We start from the raw sequence: 11,368 nt of genomic DNA on the forward strand, positions 1-11,368 counted from the left end.
ATATCAAGAAGATTACAAACAAGAAGTACTAGAAGTTATGCAGCAGCCTAGTGAAGAAACACAGTATAAGCAGCTATTTAAACAAAGCTTGTTAGCCCAATTAGGCATATCAGATGAAAAAGATTCTTCTAAAGAAGCGAAAAAAGAAGCTGAAGCAGAAAAAGCTCCTGTCGAAAAGCAGATCAAGAAGGAAACACCTCAAGAGAAAGAACAGCGTTTGGCCAAAATGAAGGAGTTTGAACAAAAGCATTCCTTTTATAAGGTGTACAAATTGAAAAAAGAAGTGCTGCAGGAATTAAAAGAGCTGAATTTGACTGATTCTCAACGTGAGAAGTTAACGAAGCTTGAAAAAGCTTTGGACACAGAGAAAAAGGTTCACGACAAGTAGAAAAAAGAAGAGAAATCACAAAATGGATTTACAAAGTTTTTTGCACGGAATAATGGAGCATTTTCTTCAAAAAAAAGAAACGAGACACAAGAAATGGAACGATGAAAATGGCAAAAGTTTCAATGGGATGAGAGGGCTGAAAAGCCCTCTTTTTTCATAGGGCGAAAGAGAAGGAGAGATTAGGTGGGAGAACGAAAACACGTCAATGAGAGGGAAATCATGAAAGCACGAGATGTTGATTTGTTGTCGTATCTGGAAGCCAAAGGCGAAACCTTTGTAAAAGAAGGAAAGTACTATCGTCATACGGAACATGATAGCTTATTTATCAAAGGAAATATGGACGCTTGGAACAGCCGGAATGAAACAGGATATGGAGCGATCAGTTTCGCTCGAATGTATTTATGGGATGTCGTTTCCGCAAGCCGTATTAGATATCAACAAAGGCGATTATAAAGAGCTTTCTCAGTCGCATGAGCAACCGTCGGTTTCACCATCAAAAGGGCCTTTTCGCTATCCAAAAGAGTTAGAAGTAAAGGATCAGAGCAAAGTAAAAGATTATCTCATAAAAGAACGTAAAATAGATCCTCGATTAGTTGACTGGCTCCTTCAAAAAGATTTAATCGCCCAGGACAAACGGAGCAATGTTGTGTTTAAATGGCGTGAACATGGAGGTAGAGGGAAGGTAATCGGGGCGGATCGGCAAGGCACAGCTTTTATAAAGAATAAGCGTGGTTCCTTTAAACAAGTCTTGCCGAACGATAACCCACACACAGGCTTTTCCATTGATGTTGGTCGCCCAAATAAGATTCATTTTTTTGAAAGTCCAATTGATTTGCTTTCTTATTGGAGTATTCAGGAGAATAGCCTACAAAACACACGACTCATTAGTATGAATGGATTAAAGCCTAAAACCGTTTCTCAGTCTTATATCGAAGCTCGAAGAGAAGGCTTAAGCATTAAAGAAATGGTGTTGGCAGTCGATAATGATCAAGGTGGAAAAGAATTTATTTACAAAATGAACCAAATCGTTAATGCTGATTTAATAAGAACAGATATTCCAAAGGGAGCGAAAGACTGGAACGAAGAATTAAAGAAGAATGGAAAAAGCGTTCAACCTGTGGCATCACGTCTCCTGAATAAACAAACTGAACAGGAGCTTTCAATGAATGGATAAAGTGTTTCAAGGTATATTTTACCTCTTTCTTATCGTGATTTTAGTGAAACTTTCTCGATTTGCTTACCGTGTCCTTCGTGAACGAAGGTATATGAAAGAGTTAGCCCCATCGGGTATGCCCTATATTGATAAAATGGATGGTTATCAGTTTGAAATTTATTTGCAGGCCTTTTTCCAACAGCTAGGATATAAACCCCAAGTAACCAAAAAGTCTGGTGACTTTGGTGCTGATTTAGTGATGAAAGGCAAAGAAAAGATTGTCATTCAAGCTAAACGATATGGAATTAAAAATCGGGTCAGTATTTCAGCTGTACAAAAAGTGTATGGGGCAAAAGCGTATTATAAAGCGAATCAAGCACGGGTTGTGACCAATAGTTATTTCACGAAACAAGCAAAAGAGCTTGCAGCTGCATGTGATGTGATTTTATTGGATCCGGCGGATCTTCAAAAGTTTATTAACGAAGTAAATCCCGTTTTTAAGGCACGGGAAATCTTTGAAAATATCACACCAGAACCTCGTAAATGTCCAAAGTGTGGGCAGGATCTAGTCGTACGAGATGGGAATGGCACTCGCTTTTTTGGCTGTTCCTCTTTCCCTTCTTGTCGTCATACGGAAAAAATTAATAAAGAAGTAAGTAAAAGCAGACCTTCAGTGTAGTAAGGTCTGTTTTTTCTTGCTCTAAATAGGTGCTGAAATTTGCATCGAATGAGCAGTTAGTTATACGCAAAACAAAAGTTAATTTCATCAGAGAACGTTTCTCTGCAAGGAGTAGAACTGAAATAGTGCCTAATAGAGAATAAAAACAGGGAGGTTTCAAATAATATTAATAATTCACAAATAATGGAGGTCGTCTATGCGTTCAAATAATAATTTTGTGGCACTACTGTTCTTCTCTATTTTGGGTATGGTTGCTACCATTGTTTTTAGCAGTGTGATTATTTCTCAGAATAACCGTCTATTAAGGGAAAGAAAATAAAGATAAAAAGAGGTCAATTTGTTGTAATGCAAAGTTGACCTCTTTATTTATTAAATAATCGTTACGATAAGCATCTTTCCATTTGGAAGGTGCTTTTTTCATTTCATATAAACATATAAAAAAGAGGAGAGATATTTTCATGAAAAACATCTTTATGAAATCGATGACCGTTCTTACATTAATAATGGTCGCATTATGTGGAGTAAATCAGGGGAAAACAGAAGCAGCAAGTAAGCCAGCGAATCAAGATTTGATTATTATTAACAAGTATTACAACAAGCTTGCGTATTTTCATAATGGCTATATTGAAATCGTTGATCCAGTAGTAACAGGGGAAACATGGGATAAAACACCTGTTGGCTTTTTTAAAGTGGTAAACAAAATTAAAAACCGACCTTACTATACGGGACATATTCCTGGGGGCGATCCTCGCAATCCGTTAGGAAAACGTTGGTTAGGGTTAAATGCTAACGGTACGTATGGTGATACATACGGTATTCATGGCAACAAAAATGAAAGCAGCATTGGAAAGTACGTGAGTCAAGGATGCGTGAGAATGCATAATGCAGATATTGAAAAGCTTTATGATAAAGTTCAAGTAGGTACGCCTGTTGCGATTACTTATTCCTATAAGAGCTTTGTTGATCTTACGGGCGTATATGGTTATAAATTCAAAGGTTATAAAATGAAAAACAACTAATACCTGAGTAGCATTCCCAGGTTCTTCTCATGCTCCTGTGAGTGAAGTATCTATTGGGGGTAACTTAACAAGATGGGAAAATGAAGGTCTGTTCGGTGCATTAACTGGTTGGGAAACGTCCGGTAATTCATTCGAGACTGAACAATTAAATTTGTTCACCTTTGAAGAAGCAGAACCAGTTTAGTCTCCACCTATAAAACAAGAGGGAGATACAAGATCACTTTTTTTAGTAGGAGCATAGATCAACCCTCTTGTTTCTTTTGTATAATGTTAATAATTGCAATTACTAAACGACTAAATAAAGCTCTTACATTAAGGCTAATAAGGCTGTAATACCATTTCCATCCTTTTTGCCACTTGATTAATTTCGTATATTTTTCTGCCCATAACTCAACTAAAAACAATGAACTGATGGTAAGTACAATCTTGTATACAATTTTAAAAGGATTATCATTTTTTGTTAAATGATAAAGCCATAAAGAAACAGTTGGTAAACATAAGAAATCAAATAAAACATTCGATTTAAACTCTTTAGGTATAAAGCGTATAGGGTATTGAAGTATTTGACGATTAACTAGAAATCTGTCAACGATAGCATTTGTATATCCATTCATAAACAAGACCAACAGTGAGTCTTTGACAGGGGTTTTCTTTAAAACGAAGGGTAAGCTACCTAAAAATATGACGGTTATACACTTTAGAAATTGTCTTTCTAATTTTTTACTTTTCATATAGTTTCATCTCCTTTCCTAGTCGTAAAATTAGTATTAGCTGTTCTATGATTTACGATGCAACAGTTTTTCATATGTCATGCAAATGTAACAAAATAAACCATTAAAATTTTTCTCAAATTGTTACATTCGTTCGGTATTAAAAAACTGAATAGGAGTGTTGTCCATTGAAGAAAAAGCTAGTACTTATGATAATGGCTTTAGGAGTTTTTACCCCGAATTAGGCATTTTCCGCACCAAGAGATAGCCTTATTAAGGTAGGCTAATTCTTTCTTTTATGTATTTATTGTTTCATACCTTATTTTTTCGTAAACATTTAGGATATGCAATAACATTTATACTAAATTAAAAACTCTTTAATTCATTTAAGTAAATGATAAATTATTTTTGTTATAGATACTTTAGTATTTACATCTATTGTAGAAAAAGGATCTATTTGAGTTATTATTTCCTCAACATTACAACGTTCACATAAATCAATTAAAAACAAATATCATCACACTCCTAATAAATAGAAACCACATCATTATTATTATGGGTTTCATAAGTGATAGTAACATCTTTTTCATACTTTAAAAGGTTACGTGAGATCAAATTAGCTTCTCCTTTTAAAAAAGAGAGCATCAAACACGCGCTTTAATACAACAACTGTTTTTTAATAGTTTTAGGTAAAATATCTTTATCGTTTGACAAAGGCTAAATCTTCCATTATCATCAACTCAAACTTATTTACGGGGAGAGGTAAAGATGAAAATTTATGTTGATGCAGATGCTTGTCCGGTAAAAGATATCATTATCTCTGAAGGTACGAATGCTAAAATTCCTGTTATCCTTGTTACTAGCTTTTCTCATTTTTCTAATGTGGAACAACCATCAGGAGTGGAAACCATTTATGTTGATTCTGGAGCAGATGCTGCGGATTATCGGATTATGGGGTTAGTAGAAAAAGGAGATATAATCGTTACGCAAGATTATGGTCTTGCTTCGCTAGGTTTAGCAAAAGGGTGTGCGGTACTTCACCATAATGGATCTAGCTATACAAATGAAAACATTGACCAATTATTACAAACACGTTATCTGAGTGCAATGGCGCGAAAAAGCGGAAAGCGTACAAAGGGGCCAAAACCATTTACACCCGAAGATAGAGAGAGATTTAAGGGGCTTTTTAAAAGAGCAATTTCACGTTAAAAAAGAACCATCCATTTTCAAGAAAACCCTAGAAAAATAAATTGTCCAAATATTAAACTAACCTGCCTCGTTAGCTTAAGTAACTAATAAAGTACTTCCGTTATAAGCCCTTTAATCTTCCAAAAGATTTAACATTGAATTTAGTGTATTAAATACTTAAGTAGAAGTACCAATAGGCGACCTATTCCTTCTGCTCAGAAAGATAAAGTCACCTACACGATTTTTCCATTCATTATTATTTACCCTTTCCTTTTTCCTATTTATAAATTTATTGGTTTACATGTTTCTGTTCTAACTGATTTACTACATCTTCCTGACATTCATTGATAAATAAATAAGTAAGATATGAATGTAAATCAAATCGTTCTTCATTAATAAATGTAGAGAAAACCTGTTTATATTCGCTCAATAGTTTGACCTCCTTTATGCAAGTTCCTATTTTTTATTATTGTCCAACTAGCAATCTCTTATACATACAAATTAACAAAATATTTTATATGATAAGCTATTTTCATCTTGTACTTTGGCCCCGCCTACGCCATATACAATGATAGCCAAGCTTGCTATCCAACCTTATTTTCATTATATATGTAATCGCTTACGGAATAAATTAAAATAATTGAATATTCTGTTTTTGTAGCAGTATTAGGGACAACATGAAAAATTCTTATAAGTAGCTAAAAAATTAAATAATTAGAAAGAGACTGTATATGTTAAAGTATTGGACTAAAATCAAATAAAAGTCCGCAAAAGTATACTTTTACAAACGATATAATTTTCTATTTTATGGAATACGTAAAATATGGTAAATTAAGTTAGGAGATTAGTAATGTACTTGGCTATATTTCTAATCAAGAATTAGGGAGGACATATGGATGAAAAAAGTGTTGGTCTTTATTACAGATGGTTTTGCTGATTGGGAAGCCAGTTATGTGACAGCTGAGTTAAATAAACTCGGCACAGGATTTCAAGTTCAAACAATTGCGATTGATAATAATCCTAAGGTTTCAATGGGAGGATTGACTGTTCTTCCAGATTACAGCTTACACGACTTTTCTTCTAAATTGGAGTTTGTTATGTTAATTATTCCTGGGGGAACTGGATGGAGAGAAGAGAAAAATCATCAGGTAAAGAAGCTTGTGAGTTTTTGTTTTGAACATAATATTCCTGTTGCAGCGATTTGTGATGCAACTACCTTTTTAGGCAATTATGGGTTTCTTGATCAAAATAAACATACAGGAAATTCATTACCTTATTTAAAAGAAGGAGCACCTAATTATCGAGGTGACGAAAACTATATAGAAGCACAATCTGTTAGTGATGGCTGCCTAATTACTGCTAATGGAAGTGGTGCATTAGAATTTTCGAGAGATATTTTAGAAAAATTAGATGTTCTAAAAGGTAAAGAATTAGAAGAGTGGTACGATTTATTTAAGATTGGTTTTATTAAAAGGTAAATGAGATTCTAGAGTGGAGGTACTTCTCAGTATCTTGAGTAGTTTAATCTTATAATATGTATTAATTTTCAAAGAAATATCATGCTATAATTAATTTGCACGCACATGTTATCTTGGAGTAAGGGCACTTTTCGCGATAGAAAGGTGCCCTTTTCTATACTTTATTGAACACTCCTTGAGCACCAATGCACACATTTTGTGTTAGTTTTTGCTGAGAAAAAGAGTAACTTTAGGATTGCTCTTTTTTTTGTTAAATGGTATAATTTCCAAAATATAAAGATTCTACATGATTTTAGTTTTGTAAGATAAAGCTTATCGGAGAACCGCCTTACTTTTGTAGGGCGGTTTTTTCGTGCTATTTTTTTGGATGGTATCCGAGGTTTGCATTTACTTTTCCAGTTATTCCATCGTTTTCAGCAGGAATTTTATTTCCGACAGATTGGGGTACATCTACTGGTTGGATACTTCCACCGTTTGTATCATAACTATTGCTATGATTGTTATTATCATGTGTTTCATTGAAACCGTGTTCTGGCATAAAAACACCTCCTAAACGTATTATTTGATTTGTGTTGAAGAAAATAAGAGGTAGTATGAGGAAATTACTAATACAACTAACTACTCACGAAAAGACTTTTAATTTTGCATATGAATTCGCTAGCAACACGATTTTAGGCGAAAAAAGAGCAACCTTGATTATTTCGGCTGCTTTTAGTAGATCTCATACATATTTGATGCATAGAATAAGCTATTTTCATCACATTTTTCACATATAGTCAATTTTTTGTAGGGTTAACATATATATGAAATGTGCACTTTTTATACATCCTCCTCCCACTTGGGTATCGAGTAAATGCTTTCATATCAAGGACGTATAAAAATCTGCATACTCCGGAAAAAGAACCCTCGGCAGAACCGTTCTGCGACAAGGGTTCTTTTTTGGTATGTGTACCGGAAAGAGTGGTTATGTAAACTAGCTTTGCATGCGATATACATAATGTTTCCCATACGTATATTTGATAAAATGGAATAAAAAGGTTTTAAATTTAGGGGGAAAAAGATGAAAAAGATATTTTTTATTGCTTTCATATTGTTTCTAATGTGTGGCTGCCAAAGTAAAGCTAAGGAGCCTTTAGTTTTTACAGGTAAAAGCGACAACTGGACAGTAAAAGAGACTGTAAAGCCAATATCAGACAAAGATAAAGGTGAACCAAAGACTATTGAATTAACTTATACAGGCAAAGATAAGAAATCAGTCGGAGAGTTCAGTTTTAAATTAGAAGCACCAAACGGCCAATGGGGTGTTTCCATTATAGAGCTAGATAAAGAAGGAAAATTTAAAGAAAAAACAAACGCAATAGTCAATAGAGAAACATTGAAATCAGATAAACCTATAATAATTTTAAAATGGAATGATCAAAAAGAAGAGATTACGTTAAAAAATAAAAACCAGCCATAAGCTTTATGGCTGGTTTTTATTTAGCTATCTATTCGCTTTAAAATTTTATGCTCTTCTTTTTCTGGAAAAGGTCTTATACCAAAGTAGTAACTAAAAACAAAAAAGATAACAACAACTACAGCAAAAATGAGCAACTTTTTTGAATAACCTTTAGATTCTCTTTTATTCTCAAGTTCTTCTTTATATTTTTGTTGAATTTGTTTTTTCTTGTCATCTATTTTCATATTTACTCCTAGATATAGTTTTTATCTAATTTTACCATAACAATCCAGTTAATGTTTATTTCTTCCGATAATGTTGATTATGATAACTATGTTTGTATATCATATAAAGCGTAAAAACAGAAAAAACTCCCTGCCATCTGGGGAGTTTTTTCTGCTACATTTATTTTATTGAAGGATCTAAAAGTTACAGCTTATTGAGTAGTTTGTTCTAAAAATATAAGATTATTCTTTTTTCTTAGCTAGTTGTTCTTTGTCTTGTGTTCCAGGTGGTTGTTCAAGCCATTTATGATGGATCATGATATCAGCTCCATCTTTCGCATATTGACCGATTTCAAGTGATAGCCTTTCATAATTGATAACGAGGTCACTTCGTTGACTTGCAGCTGCTGCAGTCGCATAGTTACCTGTTCCTGCTGCGCTCAAAAAGCTCATATGAAACATCGCTAGTCGATCAGAGAAGACAGGTGTGGTTAAGTCACTAATTGCAATATCATGTGGAACCGGTGGCTGAATATGATTATCTAGGAGGGCTTTGCCAAAGATCTGCACATGTTTTTCCGAGATTTCAGCCCCTCTTAACATCCATTGTTGAATTTTTTCGCGTTGAGATGTCTGAGCAAAGCTAAGAGCTAGCTTACTGCCGATGATGTTGGTTTGAATGTTCATATATAAATGCGATATTTCAATGGCATTCAAAGGACGTTCTTTGCTAAAAAACGAAAAGCCACTAAGATAGCTTTTGCTGTCTACAGTATCTGGTTGAGTAGGGTAAGCAATATAAGGAGCTCGAACAAATAACCCTTTTGAAAGGGCGATATCCGAACTTTCATCATATAAATTGGAGGCCTCTTGAAGCCCCTCTTTAAAATATAATCGTATATCTTTTCGAGCACTCATGGATAGAAACCCACTAAATGCTAGCATCCCTATTTTTGCCATGTGATTAACGTATGTAAGAATAAAGGTATCGGTGTACAGACGGCCAGTATCCTTATTCACATCGTGTTCATTTGTAAATCCTATAGGAAGAGGAATTTCTTCTCTTTGAAATAAAGCACGAAGTTTTTCTACATGAACAGCTGAAAGATCATAAGCTATTTGAACAATCGATTTAATTTCTTTATCTTCAATATGTTTTAAGAAATAACCAAGTATACATTTGGACATACTATCATTCATATAGCCAGTCCACGTGCAGGCTATTTCAGCTGACGTAAGCTTTGTGTTATGTTCAGTCATGAGCAGTTTCCTCCACTTGATATTTTAGGTTGTCACTATATCATTTGCAGAAAACTGCTATTTTTATGCCTTTTATGAATATATATAATCTGATTCAAATTACTTGTCGTTGTTCCAAGTATATTGAAACAAGTATATTTTTTCACTTCTATAGTTTCCGATAAGGTACATTATGGTAAATAAAAGCTGATATAGGCTGTTTTTTTTAGGGGAATTAAAAAAAGAATAAATTAGAAAGATAAATGACATAATCAAGATAAATACATATAATTAGGAGGCTTTAATGGCTAAGCATAATGTAAGATTATCAAGTCCTGAAATTGGTGGTTTATGGGGAGTTTATATACAAGAAACAATGTCTACTTGTTTGTTGAAATATTTTCTTCATCACCTACAAGACAACGAAATAAAGCCTATTTTACAAAAATCTTTACTTATCTCTCAATCACATCTAAAGCAAATTAAGGATATTTTTTCTGAGGAGAATATCCCTTTACCAGATGGGTTTACGGACAAAGATATTAATTTGTCAGCGCCGCCCCTTTTTTATGACCTTTTTGCTCTGAGTTTTGTCTACTCAATGAGTCGCATGTCAATGGTTAACCTAGGGTTTGCTACTTCTACTGTTGCTCGGGCAGATGTTCTTGATTTCTTCACTCAGGCTTTGAATCAAGCTACAGAGCTCTATGCAGAATCCACTACTCTAATGTTATCTAAAGGAATTTACGATCGACCACCTATGATTACCTATCCTGAGAAAGTTGAATATATAAAAAAACAATCTTATATAGTAGCAGCCATAGGAAAAAAAAGACCTTTAAATGCTGTTGAACTTACTGAAATGTTCTTCAATATTGAGCGTAACTATTTCTCGGTACTACTCTGTATGGGCTTATTACAAGTGATTAAGGACAAGGAAATTAAAGATTATATAGAAGATGGAATGGATATATCAGAAAAACAAATCAATTTCTTGAATGACCTTTTAAAGGAAGAAGAACTTCTTGGTACAGTTCCTGTTAGTATAGAAGTAACAAATTCAACCGTTTCTCCTTTTTCCGACAAGCTTATTGTTGCGCTTTTTCATTTTTTAAATTCCATTGATGTGACACTTATTGGACATGCTTTATCTTTATCCATGAGGACAGATTTAGCTACTTATTACAGTAAATTAATTGGAGAAATATTAATTTATGCTGGAAAGGGCTTTAATATTATGGTCAACCGGGAATGGCTAGAACAACCTCCTCAAGCACCAAATAGAAAGGCTTTAAAAGGAAAGTAAGTTAATTAATAAGAAGATTCTATTTGAGAATGTTGAATAACACTCTAAAAATTCGTTATATAAAAATGCTTCAAAAAGCCCTTGATGAAAGGGCTTTTTAGCATGCTGGGTTCAATAATGTCTGTTATATTAAGTAAATAGTAGGTTATTTCATAAAAGTAATCAGTTTAACTGTTTACTCTTAGTGACGACAAATGGATATATTTATATATTTTACCAAAAGGTCGGCTTACCGACCATAAACCAAAGCATAGTCATTAATAGAATGATGTAAATCCAAATAGATCGCTTTAGTTTAGTTGCCAGTTCTTTTTTATTATGCCCTTCCTCCTTGTACTTTCGAAGAGTGGGGGAAAATGCACGGGCCAGAAAGAACAATGAGCAAAAGAGGAAAATCAGTGTCATTATAATCCACGGAGTGGTCCACGTCCATGGACCACACATAACAAGGAGTATCCCTGTTATAACAAGAACATGGCCTGTATGTTTTGCGAGCCTAACGACAGATTGAAATGTGCTCAAATAGGCATTCGTTTCTTCTTCCCT

At 34.0% G+C, this 11,368-nt stretch carries 13 protein-coding genes and 2 pseudogenes; 9 read left to right on the top strand and 6 right to left on the bottom strand.

Annotated features, from left to right (window positions below; all coding sequences use genetic code 11):
- The 5 genes and pseudogenes from AC0KUU_RS29660 to AC0KUU_RS29680 form a co-directional block, all read left to right on the top strand.
- A pseudogene (locus AC0KUU_RS29660) lies at positions 1 to 388 on the top strand (hypothetical protein); the annotation flags it as partial.
- Positions 389 to 607: 219 nt separating this feature from the next.
- Positions 608 to 1,562, top strand: a pseudogene (locus AC0KUU_RS29665) (toprim domain-containing protein).
- Positions 1,555 to 2,220 carry a restriction endonuclease gene (locus tag AC0KUU_RS29670; RefSeq protein ID WP_322552723.1) on the top strand — a complete coding sequence of 222 codons (666 nt, stop codon included), beginning with the start codon at positions 1,555 to 1,557 and terminating at the stop codon, positions 2,218 to 2,220. Before AC0KUU_RS29665 ends, AC0KUU_RS29670 begins: the two are co-directional and overlap by 8 nt.
- A gap of 458 nt (positions 2,221 to 2,678) precedes the next feature.
- The gene (locus AC0KUU_RS29675) at positions 2,679 to 3,239 is read left to right on the top strand and encodes a L,D-transpeptidase (protein WP_322552722.1); all 561 of its coding nucleotides are present in this window, start codon (positions 2,679 to 2,681) and stop codon (positions 3,237 to 3,239) included.
- Between the two features lie 37 nt (positions 3,240 to 3,276).
- The gene (locus AC0KUU_RS29680) at positions 3,277 to 3,423 is read left to right on the top strand and encodes a hypothetical protein (protein ID WP_473454029.1); all 147 of its coding nucleotides are present in this window, start codon (positions 3,277 to 3,279) and stop codon (positions 3,421 to 3,423) included.
- 58 nt (positions 3,424 to 3,481) lie between these two features.
- Here AC0KUU_RS29680 and AC0KUU_RS29685 read toward each other — a convergent pair whose 3' ends face one another.
- Entirely contained in the window at positions 3,482 to 3,970 is a 489-nt protein-coding gene (locus AC0KUU_RS29685; RefSeq protein ID WP_322552721.1) for a CBO0543 family protein, read from the bottom strand.
- A 747-nt stretch (positions 3,971 to 4,717) separates the two neighbouring features.
- Between AC0KUU_RS29685 and AC0KUU_RS29690 the strand changes: the two genes are divergently transcribed.
- Positions 4,718 to 5,158, top strand: coding sequence for a YaiI/YqxD family protein (locus tag AC0KUU_RS29690; protein WP_043981754.1), 441 nt, complete (start codon positions 4,718 to 4,720; stop codon positions 5,156 to 5,158).
- 268 nt (positions 5,159 to 5,426) lie between these two features.
- On the opposite strand, the gene AC0KUU_RS29695 is transcribed toward AC0KUU_RS29690, so the two are convergent.
- Positions 5,427 to 5,567 carry a hypothetical protein gene (locus tag AC0KUU_RS29695; RefSeq protein ID WP_179866295.1) on the bottom strand — a complete coding sequence of 47 codons (141 nt, stop codon included), beginning with the start codon at positions 5,565 to 5,567 and terminating at the stop codon, positions 5,427 to 5,429.
- Between the two features lie 466 nt (positions 5,568 to 6,033).
- Here AC0KUU_RS29695 and AC0KUU_RS29700 point away from each other — a divergent pair, with 466 nt between their 5' ends.
- A complete protein-coding gene (locus tag AC0KUU_RS29700) occupies positions 6,034 to 6,615 on the top strand; it encodes a type 1 glutamine amidotransferase family protein (protein ID WP_322552720.1) in 582 nt (193 codons plus the stop codon).
- 355 nt (positions 6,616 to 6,970) lie between these two features.
- Here the strand turns inward: AC0KUU_RS29700 and AC0KUU_RS29705 are convergent, their stop codons facing one another.
- On the bottom strand, positions 6,971 to 7,153 hold the full coding sequence (locus tag AC0KUU_RS29705) for a hypothetical protein (protein WP_075420184.1): 183 nt from the start codon (positions 7,151 to 7,153) through the stop codon (positions 6,971 to 6,973).
- 522 nt (positions 7,154 to 7,675) lie between these two features.
- Between AC0KUU_RS29705 and AC0KUU_RS29710 the strand changes: the two genes are divergently transcribed.
- Entirely contained in the window at positions 7,676 to 8,074 is a 399-nt protein-coding gene (locus AC0KUU_RS29710) for a hypothetical protein (RefSeq protein WP_322552719.1), read from the top strand.
- 20 nt (positions 8,075 to 8,094) lie between these two features.
- Here AC0KUU_RS29710 and AC0KUU_RS29715 read toward each other — a convergent pair whose 3' ends face one another.
- Both AC0KUU_RS29715 and AC0KUU_RS29720 read right to left on the bottom strand, forming a co-directional pair.
- Complete coding sequence (locus AC0KUU_RS29715) at positions 8,095 to 8,298, bottom strand: hypothetical protein (protein ID WP_322552718.1); 204 nt, start codon at positions 8,296 to 8,298, stop codon at positions 8,095 to 8,097.
- A 222-nt stretch (positions 8,299 to 8,520) separates the two neighbouring features.
- A complete protein-coding gene (locus AC0KUU_RS29720; protein WP_322552717.1) occupies positions 8,521 to 9,537 on the bottom strand; it encodes a DUF3231 family protein in 1,017 nt (338 codons plus the stop codon).
- A gap of 283 nt (positions 9,538 to 9,820) precedes the next feature.
- On the opposite strand from AC0KUU_RS29720, the gene AC0KUU_RS29725 reads away from it, so the two are divergent.
- Positions 9,821 to 10,822: a DUF3231 family protein gene (locus AC0KUU_RS29725; RefSeq protein ID WP_043980899.1), complete on the top strand. Its 1,002-nt coding sequence runs from the start codon at positions 9,821 to 9,823 to the stop codon at positions 10,820 to 10,822.
- A gap of 213 nt (positions 10,823 to 11,035) precedes the next feature.
- Here the strand turns inward: AC0KUU_RS29725 and AC0KUU_RS29730 are convergent.
- Positions 11,036 to 11,368 (bottom strand): hypothetical protein (locus AC0KUU_RS29730; RefSeq protein ID WP_473454033.1); only part of this gene is annotated, 333 nt, incomplete at its 5' end.

This window comes from Priestia sp. ST2, from assembly GCF_055810735.1.

Bases quoted from the DNA above. Each gene is read 5' to 3' on its own strand.
- AC0KUU_RS29715 (WP_322552718.1), bottom strand. From the start codon at position 8,298: ATGAAAATAGATGACAAGAAAAAACAAATTCAACAAAAATATAAAGAA.
- AC0KUU_RS29710 (WP_322552719.1), top strand. From the start codon at position 7,676: ATGAAAAAGATATTTTTTATTGCTTTCATATTGTTTCTAATGTGTGGC.
- AC0KUU_RS29685 (WP_322552721.1), bottom strand. From the start codon at position 3,970: ATGAAAAGTAAAAAATTAGAAAGACAATTTCTAAAGTGTATAACCGTC.
- AC0KUU_RS29705 (WP_075420184.1), bottom strand. From the start codon at position 7,153: ATGCCAGAACACGGTTTCAATGAAACACATGATAATAACAATCATAGC.
- AC0KUU_RS29675 (WP_322552722.1), top strand. From the start codon at position 2,679: ATGAAAAACATCTTTATGAAATCGATGACCGTTCTTACATTAATAATG.
- AC0KUU_RS29725 (WP_043980899.1), top strand. From the start codon at position 9,821: ATGGCTAAGCATAATGTAAGATTATCAAGTCCTGAAATTGGTGGTTTA.
- AC0KUU_RS29720 (WP_322552717.1), bottom strand. From the start codon at position 9,537: ATGACTGAACATAACACAAAGCTTACGTCAGCTGAAATAGCCTGCACG.
- AC0KUU_RS29700 (WP_322552720.1), top strand. From the start codon at position 6,034: ATGAAAAAAGTGTTGGTCTTTATTACAGATGGTTTTGCTGATTGGGAA.
- AC0KUU_RS29690 (WP_043981754.1), top strand. From the start codon at position 4,718: ATGAAAATTTATGTTGATGCAGATGCTTGTCCGGTAAAAGATATCATT.
- AC0KUU_RS29670 (WP_322552723.1), top strand. From the start codon at position 1,555: ATGGATAAAGTGTTTCAAGGTATATTTTACCTCTTTCTTATCGTGATT.